Annotated in this window: 20 protein-coding genes and 1 riboswitch; of the genes, 10 read left to right on the forward strand and 10 right to left on the reverse strand. The window is 71.4% G+C overall.

Annotated features, from left to right (window positions below; genetic code table 11):
• Positions 1–276: 276 nt before the first annotated feature.
• Positions 277–1407 (reverse strand): ATP-binding protein, encoded by a 1131-nt coding sequence (locus tag AQI70_RS18535; RefSeq protein ID WP_062151962.1) that lies wholly within the window; start codon positions 1405–1407, stop codon positions 277–279.
• Between the two features lie 156 nt (positions 1408–1563).
• On the opposite strand from AQI70_RS18535, the gene AQI70_RS18540 reads away from it, so the two are divergent.
• Together AQI70_RS18540 and AQI70_RS18545 are read left to right on the forward strand one after the other, a co-directional pair.
• Positions 1564–2919 (forward strand): SWIM zinc finger family protein, encoded by a 1356-nt coding sequence (locus AQI70_RS18540; protein ID WP_062151087.1) that lies wholly within the window; start codon positions 1564–1566, stop codon positions 2917–2919.
• Positions 2920–3023: 104 nt separating this feature from the next.
• The gene (locus AQI70_RS18545) at positions 3024–4673 is read left to right on the forward strand and encodes a DUF5691 domain-containing protein (RefSeq protein WP_062151090.1); all 1650 of its coding nucleotides are present in this window, start codon (positions 3024–3026) and stop codon (positions 4671–4673) included.
• A gap of 33 nt (positions 4674–4706) precedes the next feature.
• On the opposite strand, the gene icmB is transcribed toward AQI70_RS18545, so the two are convergent.
• A complete protein-coding gene (icmB, locus tag AQI70_RS18550) occupies positions 4707–5123 on the reverse strand; it encodes a coenzyme B12-dependent isobutyryl CoA mutase small subunit (RefSeq protein WP_062151093.1) in 417 nt (138 codons plus the stop codon).
• Positions 5124–5787: 664 nt separating this feature from the next.
• On the opposite strand from icmB, the gene AQI70_RS18555 reads away from it, so the two are divergent.
• Positions 5788–6645 (forward strand): esterase/lipase family protein, encoded by an 858-nt coding sequence (locus AQI70_RS18555; RefSeq protein ID WP_062151096.1) that lies wholly within the window; start codon positions 5788–5790, stop codon positions 6643–6645.
• A 273-nt stretch (positions 6646–6918) separates the two neighbouring features.
• The gene (locus AQI70_RS18560) at positions 6919–8412 is read left to right on the forward strand and encodes a M23 family metallopeptidase (protein WP_062151099.1); all 1494 of its coding nucleotides are present in this window, start codon (positions 6919–6921) and stop codon (positions 8410–8412) included.
• 82 nt (positions 8413–8494) lie between these two features.
• Here AQI70_RS18560 and pcrA read toward each other — a convergent pair whose 3' ends face one another.
• Positions 8495–10981 (reverse strand): DNA helicase PcrA, encoded by a 2487-nt coding sequence (gene pcrA, locus AQI70_RS18565; RefSeq protein WP_062151102.1) that lies wholly within the window; start codon positions 10979–10981, stop codon positions 8495–8497.
• Between the two features lie 343 nt (positions 10982–11324).
• Positions 11325–11492, forward strand: a riboswitch (cyclic di-AMP (ydaO/yuaA leader).
• Between the two features lie 8 nt (positions 11493–11500).
• Between pcrA and AQI70_RS18570 the strand changes: the two genes are divergently transcribed.
• Positions 11501–12664, forward strand: a complete 1164-nt coding sequence (locus tag AQI70_RS18570; protein ID WP_062151105.1) for a C40 family peptidase — start codon at positions 11501–11503, stop codon at positions 12662–12664.
• A gap of 130 nt (positions 12665–12794) precedes the next feature.
• Here AQI70_RS18570 and AQI70_RS18575 read toward each other — a convergent pair whose 3' ends face one another.
• Positions 12795–13148, reverse strand: a complete 354-nt coding sequence (locus AQI70_RS18575; RefSeq protein WP_062151108.1) for a hypothetical protein — start codon at positions 13146–13148, stop codon at positions 12795–12797.
• Positions 13149–13677: 529 nt separating this feature from the next.
• Between AQI70_RS18575 and AQI70_RS18580 the strand changes: the two genes are divergently transcribed.
• Entirely contained in the window at positions 13678–14751 is a 1074-nt protein-coding gene (locus AQI70_RS18580) for a C40 family peptidase (RefSeq protein ID WP_062151111.1), read from the forward strand.
• A gap of 47 nt (positions 14752–14798) precedes the next feature.
• Here AQI70_RS18580 and AQI70_RS18585 read toward each other — a convergent pair whose 3' ends face one another.
• Both AQI70_RS18585 and AQI70_RS18590 read right to left on the reverse strand, forming a co-directional pair.
• Positions 14799–15530 carry a LuxR C-terminal-related transcriptional regulator gene (locus AQI70_RS18585; protein ID WP_062151114.1) on the reverse strand — a complete coding sequence of 244 codons (732 nt, stop codon included), beginning with the start codon at positions 15528–15530 and terminating at the stop codon, positions 14799–14801.
• Positions 15527–16852: an ATP-binding protein gene (locus AQI70_RS18590; RefSeq protein WP_208607392.1), complete on the reverse strand. Its 1326-nt coding sequence runs from the start codon at positions 16850–16852 to the stop codon at positions 15527–15529. The genes AQI70_RS18585 and AQI70_RS18590 overlap by 4 nt, the downstream gene beginning before the upstream one ends.
• 142 nt (positions 16853–16994) lie before the next feature.
• Here AQI70_RS18590 and AQI70_RS18595 point away from each other — a divergent pair, with 142 nt between their 5' ends.
• Both AQI70_RS18595 and AQI70_RS18600 read left to right on the forward strand, forming a co-directional pair.
• Positions 16995–18428: a PspC domain-containing protein gene (locus tag AQI70_RS18595; protein WP_062151120.1), complete on the forward strand. Its 1434-nt coding sequence runs from the start codon at positions 16995–16997 to the stop codon at positions 18426–18428.
• Positions 18415–18654, forward strand: a complete 240-nt coding sequence (locus AQI70_RS18600; protein ID WP_062151122.1) for a hypothetical protein — start codon at positions 18415–18417, stop codon at positions 18652–18654. Before AQI70_RS18595 ends, AQI70_RS18600 begins: the two co-directional genes overlap by 14 nt.
• 40 nt (positions 18655–18694) lie before the next feature.
• Here the strand turns inward: AQI70_RS18600 and AQI70_RS18605 are convergent, their stop codons facing one another.
• A complete protein-coding gene (locus tag AQI70_RS18605) occupies positions 18695–19225 on the reverse strand; it encodes a DoxX family protein (RefSeq protein WP_062151125.1) in 531 nt (176 codons plus the stop codon).
• 197 nt (positions 19226–19422) lie between these two features.
• The gene (locus AQI70_RS18610) at positions 19423–20727 is read right to left on the reverse strand and encodes a hypothetical protein (RefSeq protein ID WP_062151128.1); all 1305 of its coding nucleotides are present in this window, start codon (positions 20725–20727) and stop codon (positions 19423–19425) included.
• A gap of 347 nt (positions 20728–21074) precedes the next feature.
• Here AQI70_RS18610 and AQI70_RS18615 point away from each other — a divergent pair, with 347 nt between their 5' ends.
• On the forward strand, positions 21075–21995 hold the full coding sequence (locus AQI70_RS18615; RefSeq protein ID WP_062151131.1) for a DUF4429 domain-containing protein: 921 nt from the start codon (positions 21075–21077) through the stop codon (positions 21993–21995).
• A gap of 51 nt (positions 21996–22046) precedes the next feature.
• Here AQI70_RS18615 and AQI70_RS18620 read toward each other — a convergent pair whose 3' ends face one another.
• Positions 22047–22895 carry a class II aldolase/adducin family protein gene (locus tag AQI70_RS18620; RefSeq protein ID WP_062151964.1) on the reverse strand — a complete coding sequence of 283 codons (849 nt, stop codon included), beginning with the start codon at positions 22893–22895 and terminating at the stop codon, positions 22047–22049.
• Positions 22896–23035: 140 nt separating this feature from the next.
• On the opposite strand from AQI70_RS18620, the gene AQI70_RS18625 reads away from it, so the two are divergent.
• The gene (locus AQI70_RS18625) at positions 23036–23521 is read left to right on the forward strand and encodes a pyridoxamine 5'-phosphate oxidase family protein (RefSeq protein ID WP_062151134.1); all 486 of its coding nucleotides are present in this window, start codon (positions 23036–23038) and stop codon (positions 23519–23521) included.
• A gap of 11 nt (positions 23522–23532) precedes the next feature.
• Here AQI70_RS18625 and guaA read toward each other — a convergent pair whose 3' ends face one another.
• A complete protein-coding gene (guaA, locus tag AQI70_RS18630) occupies positions 23533–25113 on the reverse strand; it encodes a glutamine-hydrolyzing GMP synthase (protein WP_062151137.1) in 1581 nt (526 codons plus the stop codon).
• Between the last annotated feature and the right edge of the window lie 168 nt (positions 25114–25281).

The following is a 25281-nucleotide window of genomic DNA, read 5'->3' on the forward strand; positions in this document are numbered from 1 at the left end:
CCCGCCCACTACGCCGACGCCTGCGTCCGACCCCCCGCTCCCCGTCCTGTCAACGCCTGTCACACCTACCCCCTCACCCTCGGGCCACCGCACATCGCCCCCGTTCACACCGTCCCCCTCGCCCGCGGACCACCGCACATCGCCCCGCCCCTCAACTCCGTGGCCACCCCGAGTCGCCGCCGACCACCGTCCCGCTCCCACGACCCGCCACCGCCACCGCCACGGATCCACTCCCCGCCGAACCACCCCGCGGGCGCCCCCACCCGAGGTCGCCGTTCACGCGCTCACCTCCCGGCAGGCCCGGTAGAAGTCCGTCCAGCCGTCCCGCTCACGCACGACCGCCTCCAGGTACTCCTGCCAGATGACGCGGTCGGCCGCCGGGTCGCGGACGACGGCGCCGAGGATGCCCGCGGCGACATCGCCGGGCCGGAGCACGCCGTCGCCGAAGTGGGCGGCCAGCGCGAGGCCGTTGGTGACGACGGAGATCGCCTCGGCCGTCGACAGCGTGCCGCTCGGTGACTTCAGCTTGGTGCGGCCGTCGGACGTCACCCCGTCGCGCAGCTCGCGGAAGACGGTCACGACCCGGCGGATCTCGTCGATGCCGTCGGGCGCGGCCGGCAGGTCGAGGGAACGGCCGATCTGGTCGACGCGGCGGGAGACGATGTCCACCTCGGCCTCGACGCTCTCCGGCAGCGGCAGCACCACCGTGTTGAAGCGGCGGCGCAGAGCGCTGGAGAGGTCGTTGACCCCGCGGTCACGGTCGTTGGCCGTGGCGATGAGGTTGAAGCCGCGGACCGCCTGCACCTCCTGCCCCAGCTCCGGTATCGGCAGCGTCTTCTCCGACAGAATCGTGATCAGCGTGTCCTGCACGTCGGCCGGGATACGGGTCAGCTCCTCGACACGGGCGGTCATGCCTTCCGCCATGGCCCGCATGACCGGGCTGGGCACCAGCGCGTCCCGGCTCGGCCCGTGCGCGAGCAGCTGCGCGTAGTTCCAGCCGTACCGGATCGCCTCCTCCGGTGTGCCCGCCGTGCCCTGCACCAGCAGCGTCGAGTCACCGCTGACCGCCGCGGCCAGATGCTCGGAGACCCAGGTCTTCGCGGTGCCGGGCACGCCGAGCAGGAGCAGGGCGCGGTCGGTGGCGAGCGTGGTGACGGCGACCTCGACGATGCGGCGCGGGCCCACGTACTTGGGTGTGATCACCGTGCCGTCCGGCAGCGTGCCGCCGAGCAGATACGTGGCCACGGCCCACGGCGACAGCTTCCAGCGGGCCGGGCGCGGACGGTCGTCCTGCGTGGCCAGCGCGGCGAGTTCATGGGCGAAGGCGTCCTCGGCATGCGGTCGCAACGCCTCGGACGAGTGCCTCTCCCCCGCTTCGGCGGATGTCGGCTCAACGGACACAGACATGACGAAGTCCCCCTCCAGCTCGGCCGGTTCGATCTGGCATCCACGTTGCACCACGCCACTGACAATGCGTTCCGACCTGCGCAAACGCGCCTGCGAGGGTGCTCGCGCAGCCTCGGTCCCGGCCGATTGTCAGTGCTGGGATCTACCTTCGATGGCATGACTCAGCAGGGGGTGCGCTGGACCGCGGACCAGGTGCTGGCACTGGCGCCTGACGCCGCGTCACGCAAAGCGGGAAGCAGACTCGGGGCGGCCGGGCCGTGGTCCGAGGCGGGGAGTTCCGACGAGGGGACGGTGTGGGGGCTGTGCAAGGGCAGTGGCAGCAAGCCGTATCAGACGGTCATCGACATCGCGGAGCCGTCCGGGCCCGCGTACAAGTGCAGTTGCCCGAGCCGGAAGTTCCCGTGCAAGCACGCGCTCGGGCTGCTGCTGCTCTGGGCGGGCGGGGACGGTGCGGTGCCGCCGGGGCAGCCGCCGGACTGGGCGGAGCAGTGGATAAAGGGGAGAAGGCAGCGGGCGGAGGAGAAGCGGACGGCGAGCGCGCCCGGCTCCGCCTCCGGAACCGCTGACCCGGAGGCGGCACGGCGCAGGGCGGAGCGCCGGGCCGTGCGGGTCACCGCGGGGGCGACGGAGCTGGAGCAGCGCCTGGCGGACCTGCTGCGCGGCGGCCTGGCCGGCGCGGAACAGGCGGGGTACGGGCTGGGGGAGGAGACGGCGGCCCGCATGGTCGACGCCCAGGCGCCGGGGCTGGCCGCGCGGGTCCGGGAACTGGGGGCGATCCCGGCGTCCGGTCCCGGCTGGCCGGTGCGCCTGCTTGAGGAGTGCGCCCTGCTCCATCTCCTCGACCAGGGCTGGCTGCGCCGCGAGCTGCTGCCCGACGGCCTGGCGGACACCGTCCGCTCCCGCGTCGGCCTGCCCGCCTCGGCGGACGGCCCGCCCGTGCGGGACCGCTGGCTGGTCCTCGCCCAGTACGACACGGCCGACGTGAAACTGACGACGCGCCGGATATGGCTGTACGGCGCCGACTCGGGCCGCACCGCGCTGCTCCTCTCCTACGGTGCCGCCGGCCGCGCCCCGGAGCTGGCCCTGCCGGTGGGGCTGGCTTTGGAGGCGGAGGTGTCGGCGTACCCGGGTGCCGGGCAACTGCGGGCCGCCCTGGGCGAGCAGTTCGCACCGCCCGCGCCGACGGCGATCCGGCCGCCGGGTGTGACGACGGCCGAGGCGGCGGCCCGTTACGGCGAGGCGCTGCGCGGCGATCCGTGGCTGGACTCCGTCCCGGTGACCCTGGACCGGGTCGTACCGACCCCGGACGGCGACTCCTGGCAGCTGGCGGACGCCGACGCGGACACCGCCCTGCCGCTCACCCCGGCCGCTCGTGCCCGCCCGGGCCTGTGGCGCCTGGTCGCGCTGTCGGGCGGCGCGCCGGTCAAGGTGTTCGGCGAGTGCGGCCACCGCGGCTTCACCCCGTTGACGGCCTGGGCGGAGGGGAAGGGCGAGGTGGTGCAGCTGTGCTGAGGGCCGCATCTCGCCGCGACCGCGGCTCCAGTCCCCGACCACCCTGCTGAGCCCTCAGCCGCTCCACGGCAGCCGGCACGAAGGCCAGAGAGGAAGGAACCCCCATGAACAGTCCCGCACTTCCTGCGGATTCGCCGGCGCCGGCCGCCTGGGAGGAACTCGTTACTACGGCACTGCTCGGCACGGACCGGCGTACGCCCCCGGGCTGCGAGCCGGGCCGGGAGGCGCCCGTGGCGCTGCTGGACGCGGCGGCCGTGGAGACCGTACGACGGCGGGCCGGACTGCGGCCGGCGCGAGCGGCGCAGCGCCCGCGACCGGCCCCCGAGGATCCCCGGCCGGCACTTCCCCCGGCGGCGGCCCGCAGGCTGGCGATGCTGCTGGCCGACCGTCCCGGCGCGGCCGGCGGCGGCCGCAGAGGTACGGCACCGGACCTCATGGAACTGCTGCCCCAGTGGCTCGCGGCGGCGAACGAGCGGGGTTTCGCGCCGCCCCCGCAGGCACTGCCCGCGCTGCTGGACGCGGCACGTGGACGTACGGACCTGCGGCCAGCGGCGCTGACGTTCGCGGGCCCACGGGCGGTGTGGCTGGCCCGGTTGAACCCGGACTGGCGGTTCGCCCTGCGTGCCACTCCGGGCGCGGGCGCGGCGCTACCGCATCTGGAGGACGCGGCCCAGGTCCAACAGCTGTGGCAGGAGGGGCTGTTCGCCGAGCGGGTCGCCCTGCTCTCCGCGATACGCGCGCACGAGCCCGCGGCCGCACGGGAGCTGCTGACCACGACATGGGCGACGGAGCGGGCCGAGGACCGGCTGATGTTCCTCGACTCGCTGCGGGCCGGCCTTGGCCCCGAGGACGAGCCGTTCCTGGAGCAGGCGCTGGCCGACCGCAGCCGCAACGTCCGGGCGACAGCGGCGGAGCTGCTGTCCGCGCTGCCGGAGTCGGCGCTCGCGGCGCGGATGGCGGTGCGGGCCGGGACGTGTGTGGCGCTGGACCACACCCGGGAGGCTCCGACGATCACGGTGGAGGCACCGCACGAGTGCGACGCGGGCATGGAACGCGACGGGGTCGTGCCCAAGGCGCCGGCAGGTCGGGGCGAACGGTCGTGGTGGTTCGGCCAGTTGGTGGAGGCGGCACCGCTCGGGGCGTGGCCGAGGCGGCTCGGGGGGCGTACGCCTGGGGAGATCGTGGCGCTGCCGGTGGCGGACGACTGGCAGAGCGAGCTGCACGCGGCATGGTGCCGGGCGGCGGTACGGCAGCGGAACGCCGAGTGGGCGAGGGCACTCCTCGGGTCACCCTCCGCTCCCGAGGCGGGCGGTCCGGGTGCCGTGTCCCTGGCCGAGCGCGCGAAGCTCCTCGGCACGCTCGGCTCCGGCGAACGGGCCGAGTGGGTGGCCGGGTTCATCGCGATGCACGGCCTGTCCGAGGCGTTTCAGCTCCTCGGGATGTGTGTGGTGCCGTGGTCCGCGCCGCTCGGGCGGGCGGTGGTCGACGCGCTGAACATCGCGCGGGACGCGGGGAGTTATCCATGGAGTTTCAGTGGAGTGATGGGCCTGGCCGAGCGCTGCCTCGACCCGGCCGAGGCCAGCCGCCTAGACGGCCTGCTGGCGGTACCGGACGAGCCGGAGGACGCGTCGCCGGGGGCCGGGGGTTACTGGGCGGAGGCGTTCCAGCGGCTCGTCACGACCTTGCGGTTGCGGGCGGCGATGATCGAGGAACTGGGCACAGCCGGCCCGTCCGGGGGCGCAGCCCCCAGCTGACGGTCACCCCGGGCCGACCCGCTCCGCACCGGCCTACGCCTCCGCAGGGTGACGCACGTTGGCCCGCACCCAGTCCACGATCGACTGCGTCGTAGCCCCCGGCGTGAAGATCTCCGCGACGCCCTTCTCCTTCAGCGGGGGAATGTCCGCTTCAGGGATGATTCCGCCACCGAAGACCAGGATATCCTCCGCGTCGCGCTCCTTGAGGAGGTCGATCACCGCGGCGAAGAGGGTGTTGTGGGCGCCGGAGAGGATGGACAGCCCGATCGCGTCGGCGTCCTCCTGGATCGCGGTGCCGACGATCTGCTCGGGTGTCTGGTGGAGGCCGGTGTAGATGACCTCCATACCGGCGTCACGCAGCGCCCGCGCGATCACCTTGGCCCCGCGATCGTGGCCGTCGAGCCCCGGCTTGGCCACCACCACGCGGATCGGACCGGCTGCCACACCCATCACTGCCTCCATGAAGCGACTACATCCATCCGTACCGACAGGTACCGCTCACCTATGCGTTATGCCGCACAACACGTCATGCCGCACCCATCGCACATGACATACATGGTGCGTGTATCGCACTTTTCCCTCGCCCACCGCTCCGGACGGCGCCACGCTGGCACGGACGCCCGGGCCACACCGCCCGGGGAAGTGAACGAACGTTATCTCCAGCATCCCGCAACCGGCAGTTTCGCGGTGCATACCGAGGGGGAAATCACACGGTGGGACACGTTCGCCGCGCACCGTTCCATATCTCTGCGGCACACGGGCCGCGGCAGTCTGCGGTGCGCGCGTCGCAGCGGGACCAAGCGCAACGGGAGCCGCAACGAGGTCGCCGCACCACCGCGCCGCAGGTCGCGCGTCGCGACGGTGCGGCGTATCGACGGTGGCACGAAGGGCACGTAGGGCAGGTAAGGCACGACAGCGGGGAGCCTCGTCGCCACACCGGCAAGGAGCCTCGTCAGGCCATCGGCGCACCGAGCTCCACCGGGCCGACCCAGGCCACGCGCCTCGCTTGCCCCACGCGCCCTCCTCATGCCCCGCCGGCCACCTCGGCCGCGGCCTCCCACGAGGGCACACGGGGGCCGGAGCCGTCCTCCTGCGTGCCGCAAGGAGGTCGGCCATGAAGGTCACCGGGGCAGCACTCCCCTTTCTCCCGCTCTGCCGTCGCCTGCTCCCGAGCAGAATCGCCGGCCTCTCCGTGGCCCTGCTGAAGGCGACCGCCCTGGAGATCGCGATCCTCGCCGGCCACCTGCTCCTTTATCCCTCGGGTGTTGCCCAGGAGCGCCGGACCACCCCCAAGCTGCCCCAGGACACCGCCCAGCTGCCGACGGAGACCAACCCGCCCGTCGTCCTGCTGCACGGCTTCATCGACAACCGCTCGGTCTTCGTCCTGCTGCGCCGCAGCCTCGCCCAGCACGGCAGGCACCAGGTCGAGTCGCTCAACTACTCCCCGCTGACCTGTGACATCCGCTCGGCCGCCGAACTGCTCGGCCGGCACATAGAGGGCATCTGCGAGCGCACCGGCAGCAGGCAGGTCGACGTCGTCGGACACAGCCTCGGCGGGCTGATAGCGCGTTACTACGTGCAGTGCCTCGGCGGCGACCTCAGGGTCCGCACGCTCGTCACGCTCGGTACACCGCACGCCGGCACCAGCGTCGTGCCGCTGGCCAACGCGCACCCGATCGTGCGTCAGATGCGCCCCGGATCACCGGTCCTTGAGGAACTGGCCCGCCCCGCGCCCGGTTGCCGTACGCACTTCGTGAGCTTCTGGAGCGACCTCGACCACCTGATGGACCCGCTGGAGACGGCCTGCATCGACCACCCGGACCTGACGGCGGAGAACATCCGCGTGACCGGCATCGGCCACCTCGCCCTGCCCGTGCACCCCGCAGTGGCGACCGGCATAAGGCAGGCCCTCGACACCGCACGGCCAGGATCCGAGGCGACCCCCCGGCCGGGCGGCCTGACAGTGGCCTGACCGCCCCCCTCACAGCCCGCCGACAAGCCCCGACGACCCCCGACAACCCCAGGACAGCCCCAGGACAGCCTTGGAACAGCCCTGGGACAGCGACCGACATCGAACAATCTTCGAACACAAGGCCAAACTCGCGCCCGCAGTCCGCCAAAACACGGCCGAATGCCCGTTTCCTTCGCGCGCGAAACCTGCCGAAGATTGTCGTGCCCGCGTACCGCCGGGTACAGTCGCCGCACTGCTCTGGCAGCCCCTGTTGTCGAGGCGAGAGAGAAGTTGGTGAACGATCGTCACCCGTCGGGGACCGCAACCTCCCCGGCTCCGGCTTCCGATGCCGCCTCGGCGCACTACGCGTCGTACGGCGCCCAGGAAGCCCACTACGGTGACTCCACCACATACGGCACGTACGACGCCACCGGATTCGGCGCCGCCGGCCACACCACCGCCAGCTTCGACGCCGACCCCCTCTTCGGCAGCCTCCCCGGTGAGAACACGGGCGCGTACGACACCACGCAGTGGTCCACGGGCAGCCACGACACCGTGCACTACGACGCCTACGCGGCCCAGCACCACGCCGCCTACGACACCGGCGTGTACGACACCACCGCCTGGACGGACGAGCAGCAGCGACTCCCCTTCGTCCCGCAGCAGGCCACCGGCCACGACGCCTCCGGCCAGTGGGACACCAGCGCCTGGACCCAGCCCGACCTCTCCGGCACCCCGGCCGACCAGACCCAGCAGTGGGAATGGGGCACGCAGGCCTTCGACACCGGGGCGTACGACGCCACACAGTGGAACTCCGACGGCACCGCCGGGCACGCGGCCGACGGGTACGGGCAGTCAGCAGAATCCTTCGACCAGCAGGCGACCGCGCACTTCGAGCAGATCGAGCACGGCGGCTCCACCGGCTACGACGACCCCGCCCAGGGCGACGCCGAGCTGACCGCCACCGGCGAACTCCCCAGCGCGGCCCCCCTGCTCGACGACCAGGAGGAGTCCGCTCCGGCCCCCTCCCCGCGCGCCGGCTCCCGCAGTGGAGCCCGCTCCCGCCGCCGTACGCCCCCCAAGCGCTCCGCGCTGCTGACGATCGCCGTGCCCTCGGCGTGTGTGATGGGCGTCGCGGGGATCGCCGCCGCGTCCGTCGGCAGCCTGACCGACGACAAGGACACCTCGACGACGGCTTCGGACGGCGAGGCCGTGAAGCCGTCCACCGCGAACAACAAGCTGGACACCCAGCTCCAGAGCCTCTCCGCCGGCGCCGACGACTTCGCCGACCGGGCCAGCCGTACGCAGGAGCGCATCGATCTCAAGGCCCAGCAGGCGGCCGAGAAGCGGAAGGCGGCGGAGGAGGCGGCCCGTAAGGAGCGGCTGCGCCCGAAGTTCGCGGTTCCGGTCGCCCAGCACGGCCTCAGCGCCTTTTTCGGCCAGTCCGGCATCAACTGGATGTCCGTGCACACCGGCATCGACTTCCCCGTCTCGTACGGCACGACGGTGATGGCCGCGACCGACGGCACCGTCCGTACGCAGTGGAACAGCGCCTACGGCAACATGATGATCGTGACCGCGAAGGACGGCACGGAGACCTGGTACTGCCACCTCTCCAGCTACCGCGTCGCCTCCGGTACGACGGTGAAGGCCGGCGACCCGATCGCGTACTCCGGCAATTCCGGCAACTCCACCGGCCCGCATCTGCACTTCGAGGTACGGCCGGGCGGCGGTTCGGCGATAGACCCGCTGTCGTGGCTGCGCAGCCACGGGCTCAACCCGTCCTGAGCCCCTCGCAACCCCTGATCCGAGTACGCCCGTCAGCCTCCCAGTGCGCCCTCGCCGTGCGGCGGGGGCGCACTGGTGAGTGCTACAGCTTCTCCACCGGCGCGTACCGCAGCAGCAACCGCTTCGGCTTGGCGTCCCCGAAGTCGACCGTCGCCTCGGCGTTCGCGCCCGTGCCCTTGACCGCCATGACGGTGCCGAGCCCAAACTGGTCGTGCGTGACCCGGTCCCCGACCGCCAGCTGGACGACCGGCTTTTCCGAGGTCCGGCGCGTGGCGAAACCGGATGCGCCGGAGGCCGAGGAACGCGAGCGGGACGAGGACAGCGAGGCGGCGATCCCGGACGCCGGGCCGGAGGAGACCGGCGCGGAGGCGCCCGTGCGCTTCCAGTCCACGTGCTGCGCCGGGATCTCCTCCAGGAAGCGGGACGGCGGGTTGTACGACGGCTGCCCCCACGCGCTGCGCATCGACGAGCGCGTCAGATACAGCCGTTCCCGCGCGCGCGTGATGCCGACGTAGGCCAGGCGCCGCTCCTCCTCCAGCTCCTTGGTCTGGCCGAGGGCGCGCATGTGCGGGAAGACGCCGTCCTCCATGCCGGTGAGGAAGACGACCGGGAACTCCAGGCCCTTGGCGGTGTGCAGGGTCATCAGGGTGATGACGCCGGAGCCGTCCTCCTCCTCGTCCGGGATCTGGTCGGAGTCGGCGACGAGCGCGACCCGCTCCAGGAAGTCCGCCAGCCCGCCGGAGGCTTCGCCCTCCCCCGACTCCTGCTCGAACTCCAGGGCCACGGCCGCGAGTTCCTGGAGGTTCTCGATACGGGTCTCGTCCTGCGGGTCGGTCGAGGCCTGCAGCTCGGCGAGGTAGCCGGTCCGTTCGAGCACCGCTTCCAGGACGGTCGCCGGTCCCGCGCCGGACTCGACGATCGTACGGAGCTCCTCCATGAGCGCGTTGAACCGCTTGACGGCGTTGGTGGACCGCGCGGCCATGCCGTACGCCTCGTCGACCCGCTTCAGCGCCTGCGGGAAGCTGATCTTCTCCCGCTGGGACAGGGCGTCGATCATGGCCTCGGCGCGGTCGCCGATGCCCCGCTTGGGCACGTTGAGGATCCGCCGCAGCGGGACCGAGTCCTCCGGGTTGGCCAGTACGCGCAGGTAGGCCAGGACGTCCCGGACCTCCTTGCGCTCGTAGAACCGCACGCCGCCGACGACCTTGTACGGCAGGCCGACGCGGATGAAGACCTCTTCGAAGACACGGGACTGGGCGTTCGTCCGGTAGAAGACGGCGACGTCGCCGGCCTTCGCCTCGCCCGCGTCCGTCAGGCGGTCTATCTCGTCGGCGACGAACTGCGCCTCGTCGTGCTCGGTGTCCGCCACATACCCGGTGATGCGTGCGCCCGCGCCCGCGTTGGTCCACAGGTTCTTGGGGCGGCGGGACTCGTTGCGTTCGATGACCGCGTTGGCGGCGGAGAGGATGGTCTGCGTCGACCGGTAGTTCTGCTCCAGCAGGATGGTCGTCGCGTCCGGGTAGTCCTCCTCGAACTGGAGGATGTTGCGGATCGTCGCGCCGCGGAAGGCGTAGATCGACTGGTCGGCGTCACCCACCACACACAGCTCGGCGGGCGGGATGTCGTACTCGCTGGGCGGCACGTCGACGGGATGCTCGCTGGTGCCGACGAGCTCGCGGACCAGGGCGTACTGGGCGTGGTTGGTGTCCTGGTACTCGTCCACCAGGACATGCCGGAAACGGCGGCGGTAGTGCTCGGCGACGTCCGGGAAGGCGCGCAGCAGGTTGACCGTCGTCATGATCAGGTCGTCGAAGTCGAGGGCGTTCGCCTCGCGCAGCCGCGACTGGTACAGGGCGTATGCCTGGGCGAGGGTCTTCTCGAAGCCGTCACTCGCCTGCGCCGCGAAGTCCTCCTCGTCGATCAGCTCGTTCTTGAGGTTGCTGATCTTGGCGCTGAAGGACTTGGGCGGAAACCGCTTGGGGTCGAGATCCAGATCACGGCAGACGAGCGCCATCAGCCGCTTGCTGTCGGCCGCGTCGTAGATCGAGAAGGACGAGGTGAAGCCGAGCTTCTTGCTTTCCCGCCGCAGGATCCGCACGCACGCGCTGTGGAAGGTCATCACCCACATCGCGTTCGCCCGCGGGCCGACGAGCTGCTCGACGCGCTCCTTCATCTCGCCCGCGGCCTTGTTGGTGAAGGTGATCGCGAGGATCTGCCCCGGATGAACATTCCGCTCGGCCAGCAGATGGGCGATGCGGTGGGTGAGCACCCGCGTCTTCCCGGAGCCGGCGCCGGCCACGATGAGCAGCGGGGTACCGGAGTGGACGACGGCGGCGCGCTGGTTCTCGTTCAGCCCCTCCAGGAGCGCGGCCGCGTCGATGGCCGGGCGCGGGGCGCCGTCGCGGTAGTAGGCGTCCCGGTCCGGCGGCACGTCGAACTTCCCGCCGAACAGATCGTCCGGAACCGGTTCCGGAGTGTGATCGTCCTCGGGCGGCGGCGGAGGCTCCTCCTCGTGCCCGCGTGGGGCCTGGAGGTCCGCCAGGAAGCTGTCGTCAAAGAGGCTGCTCATCGCTCTCCGAGTCTAGGGCGCGCCACTGACAGCCCGCCGCCACCCTGAGAACATCGCCCGTTTTCGCAGCTCGATGATCTTCCAGACCTGCCCCCTACCAGCATCTCACCCTCCATGACAACCCTGTCACGGTCTGCAATCGACCAAGCGGACGTCACCGCTCCGCACAAAACAGGCACAACTCACCGCAGACCCCTCGGGATCGACCACGGTCCGCGGCACCCCGCCACAAGGTCACGAAAATGTATCGGGCATATCGAACATCAACCTTCACAGGGGCCACACGAGTTGGCTACCGTGCCGGGCAGGCCGTACGACCCCCTCCGGCGAACGTCGCCGGGCCGCACGGCCTCCGCCGAGTCCGGTACGCGCATGGCGACCGGAGCCGGGGACCCACCGAACCTGGGGTGAATCGGCCCGACCTCCCTCCCGGGGCAGGCCGTAGGGCAACCCTTCCGAAGCACCCGCCCGAACCCGACAGCTAACTCGGTAGGCGGAGCATGGAAGGAGTCGCCTCCCTTGGCGTCGCACCGCAAGTCGCGTCCCGCGGGTACGCGCGTAGCAGGCATACGGACCCCCGCCCTCGCCACGGCGGCCCTCACCTCGGTGGCCCTGCTGTCCCAGACGGCCAACGCGAGCCCCTCGGCGGACGACAAGCCGAGCCTCGAAGAGGTCGAGAAGAAGGTCGACGACCTCTACCGCCAGGCGGAGTCGGCGACCGAGAAGTACAACGCGGCCAAGGAGAAGACCGCGAAGCAGCGCAAGCGCGTCGACACCCTCCTCGACGACGTCGCCCAGCGCACCCAGAAGCTCAACGAGGCGCGCGAGGAGCTCGGCCGCTCCGCCGCGGCCCAGTACCGCACGGGGGCCGCCGCCCCCGACACCGCGACGTTCCTCCTCGCGGACACCCCGCAGGACTACTTCGACCAGACCCAGCTGATGGGTCGCATGACGGACCGTCAAAAAGAGTCGGTCGACGCCTACTTCACCCAGCAGTCCGCGACGATGAAGAAGCGCCAGGAGGCCACCCGGAGCCTCGAAACGCTCACCGAGTCGCAGAACGACCTGCAGACCGCCAAGGCCACCGTCCAGCGAAAGCTCTCCGACGCACGCGAACTCCTCTCCAAGCTGACGGCGGAGGAGAAGGCCCGCCTCGCCGCGATCGAGAAGCGCAAGCAGGAGGAAGCCGCCCGCAAGGCCGCCGAGCTGGCCCGGCAACAGGCCGAGGCGGAGCGCCGGCGCCAGGAGGCCGCCCAGCAGGAGAGCGGCGAGTCGACGTCCGACTCCGGCACCTCGGACTCCTCCGCCACGGACCCCTCGTACGCCACCAAGGCCGAGAAGGCCCTGGCCTTCGCCCGCGCCCAGATAGGCAAGCCGTACGTCTGGGGCGCCACCGGCCCCGACTCCTACGACTGCTCAGGCCTCACCCAGGCCGCCTGGAAGGCCGCCGGCGTGGACATCCCCCGTGTCACCTACGACCAGGTCAACGGCGGCACCACGGTCTCCCTCTCCAACGCCCGGCCCGGCGACCTGATCTTCTTCTACGACGACGTCACCCACGTGGGCCTCTACATCGGCAACGGCATGATGATCCACGCCCCGAAGCCCGGTGCATACGTCCGCGAGGAGTCGATCTACTACGACGGAGAGTCGTCGATCCACAGCGTGGTCCGCCCGGCCTGACGGATACCCGCGCGCGTGGCGATGATTTCCGGCACGCGCGCGTAGAGCACTGCCCACGGATGGCCGTACGCGCACCCGCGTACGGCCGGCCGGGGGACGTGCCGGGGTTGTCCGCCCGCGGTGGCCGGCGTCACGTCCACAACACGGCGATGAAGACGTTCGCCGTGGTCAGCAGCCCCACCACCCCGAACAGGCTCTTGTCCACCGTCTCCTCGTCCCGCTTCACATAGACGAGCCCGAGGATCACGATCAGCAGCGCCAGCTTCACACCGATCTTGATGTTGTTGACGGGCTGGTCGTCCGCCTGATTGAGGCCGACCAGGATCATCCCGGTGACCAGCATGGTCAGCGCGCCGTGCAGCATCGCGGGGACGAACCGGGCGGTGCCCTGGCCCATCGCCTTCATCTGGGTGAGGAAACCACCGAGCAGCGCGGCGATACCGATGATGTGCAGGCCGACGAAGAGATGGATGAGTACGTCCATGGAGCCGGAGCCTAATCACCCACGGACGTCCACCCGACACCGCCCCGCTCCCCCACCTCCCACACGCCCGCCCCCTCCCCGATCTTGCATATATGCGCCCCATAGCACCCCGCCGCCCCTACGAGCCCCCAAAACCGCCACATCGGTCAGCACCCCGCGCGAACCCGACGCCTCCACCCCGGGAACGCGCTCACTTGCGGTCATCCCGCGGTCCGCTCCCGGCACTTCCGCACAACGCGTTACCACCCCGACACAGCGAGGTTTAGCGTCCTCCACCAGGTGACCGGCTCCCCACCGCCGCCCGGGCCAGGGGCGGCAGTCGGACACCACCGCCGAGAAAGGTCCGGCGGCGACCCGCTCCCCTGTGTGGGCCGCCGCCGGACGCGTAGCCCGCCCCGGGCGGTCGTACGGTCCGCTCCCCCAGGCGCTCGTACACCCGCCGCTTCCCCCGGGCCCCGGGCGATCGCTCGGCCGCCGCCCCGGCGGTCGTACGGGACGAGGCGGTCGTACGAAAGGACGTGCAGTCCACGTGGCAGCGCACCGAAAACCCCGTCAGCGCTCGGTCGGCGGCAATACGGCCCGCACGGCATGGACGATCGCCCTGGCGGGCGCGGCGACGGCGACCGGGTTCGACGGGACCGGACACGCCGAGCCACAGCTGACACCGGCGCAGGTCAAGGCGAAGGTGGACAGGCTGTACCAGGAGGCGGAGGTCGCCACCGAGAAGTACAACGGCGCCAAGGAGAAGGCGGACGCGGCCGAGCAACGGATCAGGGCCCTGCAGGACGAGGCCGCGCGCAAGACGGAGAAGCTCAACTCGGCGCGGGACGCCCTGGGTTCGATGGCCGCGGCACAGTACCGCGACGGCGGCGTCGACCCGGCCCTCCAGCTCGCGCTCTCCGACAACCCCGACCGCTATCTCGACGGCGCGGAGTTCGCCGAACGCGCCGGACACCGGCAGGCGGCGTCCGTCGCGAGCGTCCGCAGGCAGCTGCGGGAGATCGAGCAGCTGCGCGGCGCCGCGCGCATCGAACTGACCTCGCTGAAGTCCCGCCAGACGGAACTGCGACGGCACAAGAAGACGATCACCGGCAAGCTGGACGCGGCCCGGGACCTGCTCGCCCAGCTGACCGCCCAGGAACGCGCACGACTCCAGGAGGGCGGGGGCGGCGCGACGGACCGCGCCGCGCGTTCCTCGACGGGCCCCCGCGACACCCTGACTGCCCCTGGCTCCGCCACCGCCCAGGCCCCCAGCTCACGCGCCGCGGCGGCGATTTCCTACGCCTACTCCAAGCTCGGCAGCCCCTACGTCTGGGGCGCGACCGGCCCGGACGCCTTCGACTGCTCCGGCCTCACCCAGGCCGCCTACCGCTCGGCCGGAATCTCCCTGCCCCGCACGACCTATGCGCAGATCGACACCGGCCGCCGCGTCTCCCGCTCCGAACTGCTCCCGGGCGACCTGGTGTTCTTCTACTCCAGCATCAGCCACGTCGGCCTCTACATCGGCAACGGCCAGATGATCCACGCCCCGAACCCCTCGGCGCCGGTACGGGTGGCGCCGCTCGACGAAATGCCGTTCGCGGGGGCGACGCGGGTGGTGTGAGCGAGCGAGCCGGGCCCCGGCCGGGCCCTGAGCTCACACCAGGCAGCTCACACCAGGCGCCGCGCCGTCGCCCACCGGGTCAGCTCATGGCGGTTGGACAGCTGGAGCTTCCTCAGGACCGCCGAGACATGGGATTCGACCGTCTTGACGGAGATGAAGAGCTGCTTGGCGATCTCCTTGTACGCATAGCCACGGGCGATCAGCCGAAGCACCTCACGCTCGCGCTGGGTCAGACGGTCGAGGTCCTCGTCGACCGGCGGGGCGTCGGTGGAGGCGAAGGCGTCCAGCACGAACCCGGCAAGGCGGGGCGAGAAGACCGCGTCACCGTCCTGGACCCGGAAGATGGAGTCGACCAGGTCGGTGCCCGTGATCGTCTTGGTCACATAGCCACGCGCACCCCCGCGGATCACGCCGATGACATCCTCCGCCGCGTCCGAGACGGACAGGGCGAGGAACCGGACGGGCTGTTCGGGGTCCGCCATCAACGGGGCGCAGCGGCGCAGTACTTCGACGCCGCCGCCACCGGGAAGGTGCACGTCGAGGAGGACGACCTCGGGCCGGGTCGCGGTGATGACCGTGACCGCCTGGTCGACGTCCGCGGCCTCGCCGACGACCTCGACGCCGGTCTGCTCGGTCCGGCCGATCTCGGCCTGGACTCCCGTACGGAACATGCGGTGATCGTCGACGAGCACCACGCGCACGTGGCGCGCGCCCGCGCCGCCGGACTCGGCCGCCTCCGCCGCTCCCGCCGTACCGTTCGCCTCGGTCGGGTCGCTCATGACGTCTTCTCCGCCCTCTCCATCTCCAGCTCGACCTCCGTACCGCCGCCGGGTACCGCCCGGAGCCGGGCCGTACCGCCGTTGCGCTCCATGCGGCCGATGATCGATTCTCTAACGCCCATGCGGTCGGCGGGTATCGAGTCGAGGTCGAAGCCCGGACCGCGGTCCCGGACGGACACGAAGACGGTCCTCCCCTCCACCTCGGCGTAGACCTGTACGGCGCCGCCTTCGCCACCGTACTTGGCGGCGTTCACCATCGCCTCGCGTGCGGCCTGCATCTGTGCGCCGATTTTCTCGTCGAGCGGGCAGTCGCCGACGACCACGACCTCTATGGGGACGCCGTGCTTGTCCTCGATCTCGGCGGCGTTGCGCCGGACCGCGTCGGCGAGGCTGGCGGGTTCGTCGGCCTCGTCCTTGCCGGTGCCCTCGGGCCTGTAGAGCCAGGTGCGCAGGTCGCGCTCCTGGGCCCGGGCGAGGCGGCGGACCTCGCCCGCGTTGTCCGCGTTGCGCTGGATCAGGGTCAGGGTGTGCAGCACCGAGTCGTGGACGTGCGCGGCGACCTCGGCGCGCTCCTGGGCGCGGATGCGCATCAGGCGCTCTTCGGAGAGGTCCTGGGTCATCCGGACCAGGTACGGGCCCGCGAGGAGCGTTATGCCGACGAGGACCGCCAGGGCCGCCTGCAGGACGGAGCCCAGATGGGCGGCGGATCCCTGCAGGACGAAGATGCCGGAGACACCGGCCGTGACCAGCACGACACCGCCCGCGGCGCGCAGCAGCGTAAGGGTGCGCCGGCGCCGCCCGACCTCCATCCAGCGGGCCCGGCGGGCGTTGTCCGCCTGGCGCCAGACCAGGGCGACGCCCGCGCCGACGAGCACGGCGGGCAGGAGGTAGGCCTTGGCGCCGCCCCCCAGGTCCACGCTGCCGACGAAGACCATCGCCACGACGACCATGAGGAGCAGCGCGACGATCTGTCCCCGGTCCGGCTTGCGGGCCACGAGTCTGCGACGACCGTCGGCCGCGGTCTCGGTGGCGAAGGGGGACGGCTTCTGCGCGTCGACGCCGCCGACGCCGAGCGGCACGAAGAACCAGAACGCGGCATACAACAGCGCACCGAGGCCGTCCGCCAGGAACAGGCCGACGAACACGAGCCGCACCCAGACCACGGGCAGGCCGAGATGTCCGGCGAGCCCCCGCGCCACGCCCCCGAGCCAGCGTCCGTCGCTGCTGCGGTAGAGCTTGCGCGGCGGCCGCGGTTCGACGAGTGGCGCTGCTGCGGCTTCCGGCATGCCATCGATGGTCACACGGCGGGGGCACCGGGGCATCAGGGTCCACCCCCGAGACACCCCTGATCTTCGAAAACCGCCGGGTCGAACGCTTCCCCGCCCCCGCCTCAGGGCCGATATCAGGGTCCGACCAGGGTCATACCGACTGCCGCCGGGCCGACGCGCCCGTCACCATGGACACATGACAGATCACCAGCACGCCGCGTACTCCGTGCCCGAGCCGGACACCGTGCCCACCGCGGGCACTCCGTCCGCCGCGGCGTCCGCGAGCGCCGCGGGTGAGGAACCGCGCGCGCACGCAGGCGCGGAAGCAGACGCGTCCGCGGCGACGGGCGTACTCGACCCACCGCACCGGTTCCGGCGGAACCGACGGCACAAGATGCTGGCCGGCGTGTGCGCCGGGCTCGGGCGGCAGTGCGACATGGACCCGGTGATCTTCCGGATCACGCTCGCCGTGCTCTCCGCGACCGGCGGCATCGGCCTCATCTTCTACGGCTTCGCCTGGCTCTTCGTCCCGTACGACGACGAGGACGAGAACGAGGTGCGCAAGCTGCTGACCGGCCGAGTGGACGGCCAGGCGCTGACGGCCGTGCTGTTCGCGCTGGTCGGCTGCGGTGTGTTCCTGACGTTGCTGAGGAACGGCGGCGTGCTGACCTTCGCAGTCGTCCTCTCCCTCCTCCTCGCGGGCGCCGGGTACTGGTCGCGCCATCGCGGCGCCCCCGGCCCCGATCCCCTGGCCGCCCAGGCCGTCGCCGACGCCCCGCCGGAGGCCCAGGCACCGCCGGTCCCCGCCGCCTACCCCTCCTGGTGGCGCGACCCCATCGTCAAGGACGGCACACACGAGGGCGGCACGGGCTATCTCTGGGGCCCCCGCGACTCCCGCGACCGCGACATCGCGGCAGCGGTCAACATCAGCCTCGGCACCACGTGGAGCAGCCGCGAGGACATACGCGCCCGGCACCCCGGTCCACCGAAGCCGCGGGGCCCCCGGTGGATCGGCGGCTGGGTGTTCCTGCTGGCCCTGCTCGCGGGCGCCCTGGGCACCGGCGCGACCTGGGAGGACCACGCACTCGGCACCAGCCTGCAGACCGGTCTGTCCTGCGCGCTGCTCGTGCTCGGTCTGGGCATAGCGGTCAGCGCGTTCCTGGGGCGTACGGGAGCGGGCTCCGTCTTCCTGGCGATCATCACCGCGGGTCTGCTGGCCGCCTCGGCCGCGCTGCCCAGGGACATCGACACCCACTGGATGGAGAAGAACTGGCGGCCGGCGACGGCGGCGGACGTACAACAGCAGTACGACCTCGGCACCGGCGTCGGAACCCTGGACCTGACCGGGCTGAAGTTCGCCGGGGACCAGACGGTGACGACGAGAGCCGACGTGGGCATGGGCCGGCTGAAGGTGATCGTCCCCAAGGACGTGACCGTGAAGGTGAGCATCGACGTGGGGGTGGGAGACATCCAGTTGCCGGGCGAGGACAAGCAGGACGTGGACGTGGCACCGGGCAAGCACAAGGAGCTGACCCTGACACCGGCCACCGGCATCAAGAACGCGGGCACGCTCGACCTCGACCTCAGCGTCGGCGTGGGACAGGCGGAGGTCAGCCGTGCTGCGTCATGAGTTCCAGCCCGGAAGACTGGTCGCCGGCACCGTCCTGACCCTCGCGGGCATCATCTACGCCGGTGACGCGGGCGGCGCCTGGGAGACACCGTGGTTCGCGGTGATCCCCCTGGTGGTGGGCGGCCTGTGCCTGGCAGGCGCGGTAGCGCTCCTCACCCGGGGCATACGCAGACGCCGCGGATCAGCCCGCCTCGCCGACCCAACGCCCACGGACCCGCAACACTGACCGGGCTCCGCGTCCGCGTCACCATCCGCCGATGCGAGCGCTAGCGGTAGCCACCCGACCGCTGCCGTCGGCGCGCGCGGCGTGCCGCGTCCACGGAGAACATGGGGGCGCCCGCGAGCACCAGAGGCAGCCAGGCCATCAAGTAGGCCAGGTCATTGCCGTAGTAGTACGGATCGGAGGCCCAGCTCACCGTCAACCACAGGCTCAGCGAGATGAGCGCGCCACCGAGCGCCGCCAGTCGGGCGAACACCCCGAGAAGGGTGCCGATACCGACCGCCAGCTCACCGAAGGCGATGGCATTGCCGAACGCCACCGGGTTCTTCAACGCCAGGTCGACCAGGGCCGGAATGGCCGAGGAGTCACGCACGGCACGCATCATGTCGCCGATCGACCCCGAACCGGCGTCCTTCATGAATGCGCTGTCGGTGAGTTTGTCCAGGCCGGCGTAGATGAAGGTGACGCCGAGAAAGACGCGGAGCGGGAGCAGTGCGTAACGGGTGGCGGTGTCCCGCCAGTCCCGGCCGCCGTCGAGGTAAGGGGTGTGCGTGTCCGTGTGCATACCGTGAGTCATTACCCGTAGCCGCCTCTCGCCCGCCATGGAGACCCCTCAGAAGACGATACGTACGCAGCGGCCACACGGCTCAACCCTGCGCCGCCCCGTTTTTTCTCCCGCCCCTCCGGATGGCCGCCGGACGCTGCGGGAGGGCGGGCCCGTAGCCGCACTCGGCGCCGCCGCAGGCATCCCCCGCCCAACCGCCGGAGGCACCGTCAATCAGTGACGTCGATCGCGTACCGATTGGTCTCCACGCCCGCCGCGGTAACCACCTGCACCTCCACCCGCCCCGGCTCCACGTCCGCCGGCACCGGCACTCTCAGCACCGCGTCCGTCGGATTGACGAAGCCCCCGTTCACCGGCACCAGCGGCACATGTACATGCACCGCCCCGATCCGCACCACCATCCGCGACAACCGGTCCGCCCCCTGCGCGCCGGGCGGCACGAACCCCGCCCCCCGGATCTCGATGTCGTCTCCGGTACGGATCGGCGCGTCCAGGTCCCCGGCCTCCCGGGCCCGTACCACCGAGAGGATCACCGGCCGGCCCCCCTCCGCATACTTCCCGGCCAGATACGTCGCCGCCGAGATCAGCACCACCACGGCCAACCCCCACGGCAGGTCCGGCAACTGATCCGGCCGCCGAGCCAGCCGCACCGCCGCGAACAGCAGCGCGACCCCACCGATCACGACGTACTGGATGTCCGCGAAGGCCCCCCGCCCCGCGTCATCCGTCAGCAGATCCGCCGCCCGAGGCCGGTCCGCCCGCACCTTCTGCAGCCGCTGCCCGAGCACCCGCACTCCGACCACCCGCCGCACCAGCACCGCGATCGCACACACCACGGCGAGCACGGTCACCACACCCGCACCCCGCCCCAGCTCAAGACCGGCGATCAACGCATCGCGCTCAGCGTGCCCGGACGCCGCCGCCAGCTGCCCCACCAGCACCAGCACGGCGTACGCCAGGAACAGCACCCACGCGCCGGCCACCACCCGCGACGTGGACAGCCGGTTGTCCTCACCGATGACCGGCGCCAGCGCCCCGCCCCGCGCCCGGTGGAACCAGGATGCCGCGGTGAGCGCCCCGGCGGTCACCAGTGCCGCCAGCAGCCCGGCCGTACGCGCCGCCGTCCACCCCGCCCCGATCGCCGTGAGCGCCTGCACCAGCAGCAGCGCCACGACCAGTCCCCAGACCACACACGCCGTACGCCACCACAGCCGCGCCAACCACGCCCGGCCCTCGGCCCGCCCCCGCTCGGCAACCAGTTCCGCCGACTGCGTCAACTCCTCGGAGACCCACTGCCGGGAGGCCGAGGCCGAGTGGGCCACCGCGGCCGGCAAGCCGTGACCTGCCGCGAACCGGTCCCGCTTCAGCAGGAACTCGGCAACCGCCTGCCGATGCCCCGACCGCGCCCCGTGCGGACAGTCCCCACAGGTGCAACCGCCCCCGTGCGCGCCCGCATACCCACTCCCGCGCACGCCCGCCACCGCGCCGCCCTGCCCAGCTTCCTGCACCGCCACGCCCGACGCCCGCCTTCCCCACAACCTCACGACCTGGTGCCCCAGTGGCCTGGTGCCCTGGCGCCCAGGTGACCTGCTGACCCAAGTGACCCGGTGACGCCGAAGACCCGGTCACCCAATGACCTCATGGCCTTATAGCCCCATGGGCCCACAATCGACAGCCCGTCTCAGATACCGGCCACCGGAGACTTCGGCCACCGCGGACCTCGACCATCGCCGCACCACCGGCAACTCCCCTGCGCCGACAGCGAATTGTGCCCTACACCACTCGTCCCCCGCCCAGCCGCTCCCTCCGGCGCGGGGTGATGTGCGGACCAGCGTGTTGACCCGACTGCGAGAATTTCCCTATGGCCGAGATCATCCAGCGCGACGGGACCTGGGCCTTCGACGGCACAACGGTCCGGATCACGCCGGGACTCCACCGCTCCGTGCCGCTGTTCCGGCAGACGTACGGAGAGATCGCCGTACCCCTCGAAGCCGTCGCGAGCATCGTCTTCGAGCCCGAACGCAAACGTGGACGGCTGCGCATGCGCCTGCGCGAGGGCGCCGACCCGCTTCTCCAGGCGACCGGCGGCCGACTGCCCGAGCCGGCGGACCCCTACCGGCTGGCGGTGGACATCGACCGCTCCGGGGTCGCCGAGTACATCGCCGAGGAGATCCGCCACGCGCTGCTCCTGGACCAGATCCCCAAGGAACCGACCAAGGCCTATCTCCTCCCCGGCCCCCCGGTCCCAGTGTCCGTCCGCTCCTCCGACGGCACGGTCTCCTTCGACGGCACCCAGGTGCGGATCGACTGGTCCGACACCTCCGACCGGGTCAAACGGGCGACCGGCCCGCGCATCATCCACGTGGGCGACCTCGTCCAGGTCGAGTGGCTCCCCAACTCCGGCTACGAGGACGGCTTCCTGCGCTTCGTGACCCGCGAGACGGTGTTCTCCAAACTGCCGCCGGAGAAGGACCCGTACGCCCTGGACCTGTGGGGCAGCGCCCGCCGCGACCTGCTCACCGCCCTGGTCGCCACGGCGGTCACCGCCCGCCTCCCGCACCCGTCCACCCGCACCGGTGCCGAAGCCGCCGACCGCCCCCGACCGACGGCGTCCGTCCAGGCCCTCGCCCCCGCCCTCGCCTCCGCCCCGGCCCGGCCCCCGGCCGACCATCACGACGTACTCCTGCGCAGGCTCCGGGAGTTGGGCGAGCTCCACCGGGACGGGGTGCTCACGGACGAGGAGTTCGCCATGACGAAGGCGGTCGTCCTCCGGGGCTTTTGACCTGGGCGCTAGCGAACCATCGCGCTCGCGAACCACGGCGTTCGCGAACCGTCAGCTCAACAGATCCGGCTCACTCCGACTGACGTCCTGCCACAACGGCTGGTAGTTGATCCACGCCACCAGATCCCCGCCCAACTGCTCCCGCGTGGCCACCGCCAGCCGATGCTCGATGAGCACCGGACGCCCCGCCGCCCTGGCCGTGAGCTGCACCTGGCAGGACCGTTCCATCGACAGGAACCACCAGGCCGCCGCGTCCACCGAGTCACCGACGGTCAGCAGCCCGTGGTTGCGCAGGACGAGCGCCTTGCGGGAGCCGAGCGCCGCCGCGATCCGCTGGCCCTCCGTGGCGTCGACGGCCACCCCGGAGTAGGCGTCGTAGAGCGCGTGATCCTCGTAGAAGGCGCAGCTCTCCTGGGTGATCGGGTCGAGCAGTTCCCCCAGCGCCGCGAGCGCCCGCCCGTGCACCGAGTGGCAGTGGGCGACCGCGACGACGTCCGGGCGGGCGGCGTGGACCTGGGAGTGCACGGTGAAGGCCGCCTGGTTCACGTGGTAACGGCCGTCGATCACCTGCCCCTCGGAGTTGGCGAGGACCAGGTCGCTGACGGTGACGTGCCTGAAGGGCATCCCGAACGGGTTGACCCAGAAGCAGTCGGTGAACTCGGGATCGCGCGCGGTGATGTGGCCCGAGACCCCGTCCTCGAACCCGAGCCGCCCGAAGATCCGCAACGCCCCCGCGAGCCGCTCCTTACGGTGGCGCCGCTCGTCGTCGACCGACTCGTGCATCGGCGGCATGGCGAACTGCAACTGGTCCGTGGGCAGCGGGAGAGGCGGCACGGGACCGGCGGCCCCAGAAGCCCCATGCGTCCCGTGGGCCCCGCTTGCCCCCTGGGTCCCGTGCATCAAGTCCTCCCGCAACGCACTGGCTCGTCCCTACGGGGCGGAAGCTACCCGCGGTCAGCGCAGGAGAACAGAGACGTTCGGTGAAGATGACGCCGCCATACCCGACAGCGGATGTCGGGTATCGGCGCGACACTCCCCGTATGACCAAGCACACCGCAGCGAACTGGGCTGCTTTCACCGACGCGGAACCGGAGCTCGCCCGCATCACGGAGGAGCGTTTCGGCGCCTTCACGCACCACGTCCTCGCCACCCTCCGCAAGGACGGCTCCCCTCGCACCACCGGACTGGAGGTCCGCTTCCTGAACGGCGAGCTGTGGCTCGGCATGATGCCGGACTCGCTCAAGGCCCTCGACCTGCGCCGCGACCCCCGCTTCGCGCTCCAGGCGAACCCCGGGGAGGGCACCGGCATGGGCGGCGGGGACGTCCGGATCAGCGGGCGGGCGATCGAGGTCGAGGACGCCGAGACGAAGAAGGCGTACACGCAAGAGGTGGAACCGCCGGAGCCGTTCCACCTCTTCCGCACCGAGCTGACGGAGGTCGTACGGACCTACGTCGAGGACGACACGTATCTGGTCGTCCAGGTCTGGAGGCCCGGAGAGCCGGTGCGCACTCTCAAGCGGACCTGAGCCTCAAAGGCTCACTCCCACTCGATGGTGCCCGGGGGCTTGCTGGTCACGTCGAGGACGACGCGGTTGACGTCCCGTACCTCGTTGGTGATCCGGGTGGAGATCCGCGCGAGGACGTCGTACGGCAGCCGCGACCAGTCGGCGGTCATCGCGTCCTCGGAGGAGACGGGCCGCAGGACGATCGGGTGGCCGTAGGTGCGGCCGTCGCCCTGGACGCCGACGGACCGGACGTCCGCGAGCAGGACCACCGGGCACTGCCAGATGTCCCGGTCGAGGCCGGCCGCCGTGAGCTCCTCGCGGGCGATGGCGTCGGCCTCGCGCAGCAGGTCCAGGCGCTCCTTGGTGACCTCGCCGACGATGCGGATGCCGAGGCCGGGGCCCGGGAACGGCTGGCGCTGGACGATCTCCTCCGGCAGACCGAGCTCCTGGCCGACCATCCGGACCTCGTCCTTGAAGAGCTTGCGCAGCGGCTCGATCAGCTTGAACTCAAGGTCTTCCGGAAGCCCGCCGACGTTGTGGTGGGACTTGATGTTGGCGGTGCCGGTGCCGCCACCGGACTCGACCACATCCGGGTAGAGGGTGCCCTGGACGAGGAACTCCACCGCCGGACCCTCGTCCGCGATGATCTCGGCCTGGGCCTGCTCGAAGACCCGGATGAACTCGCGGCCGATGACCTTCCGCTTCTCCTCGGGGTCGCTGACCCCGGCGAGCGCCTTGAGGAACCGCTCCTCGGCGTCCACGACCTTCAGCTGGACGCCGGTCGCGGCCACGAAGTCCTTCTCGACCTGCTCGGTCTCGCCCTTGCGCATCAGACCGTGGTCGACGTAGACGCAGGTCAGCTGGGAGCCGATGGCCTTCTGCACGAGCGCGGCGGCCACCGCGGAGTCCACGCCGCCGGACAGACCGCAGATGGCGCGCTTGTCGCCGACCAGCTCGCGGATCGCGGCGACCTGCTCCTCGATGACGTTGCCGGTGGTCCAGTTCGGCTTGAGGCCCGCGCCCCGGTACAGGAAGTGCTCCAGCACCTGCTGGCCGTGCGTGGAGTGCATGACCTCGGGGTGGTACTGGACGCCGTACAGCTTCTTCTCGTCGTTCTCGAAGGCGGCGACCGGGACGACGTCCGTGGAGGCCGTGACGGAGAAGCCCTCGGGGGCGGCGGAGCACGCGTCGCCGTGCGACATCCACACGTGCTGCTCGGCCGGGGTGCCCTCGAAGAGGGTGGACGACGACTTCGAGACATGCAGATCGGTACGGCCGTACTCGCGCGCACCGGTGTTGTCGACCGTCCCGCCCAGGCTCTGCGCCATGAGCTGGAAGCCGTAGCACATGCCGAAGACGGGGACGCCGGCCTCGAAGATCGCGCGGTCGAGGCGGGGGGCGCCCTCCTCGTACACGGACGAGGGGCCGCCGGAGAGGATGATCGCCGCCGGGTTCTTGGCGAGCATCTCCTGGACCGGCATGGTGCTCGGCACGATCTCGCTGTAGACCCGGGCCTCGCGGACGCGACGGGCGATGAGCTGGGCGTACTGCGCGCCGAAGTCGACGACCAGGACGGTGTCGGGGGCGGCGGCAGCGGGGGTCGCTGGTGACACGGGAGCCTTCCGGCGGTGGGGCGGGGTCTCTGTGCTGGCCAATTCTACCGGGGTGGCCACGGGTGACCTCCCGTCCCGGAAGGAGAGCCCCGTCTCACCATGCGAACCGGCTTGGACCCGGCACCCTCCCCCGGCATACTGGCCCCATGCTCACGCACCCGACCTTCC

The sequence above is a fragment of the Streptomyces curacoi genome, from assembly GCF_001513975.1.
GTDB lineage: Bacteria > Actinomycetota > Actinomycetes > Streptomycetales > Streptomycetaceae > Streptomyces > Streptomyces curacoi.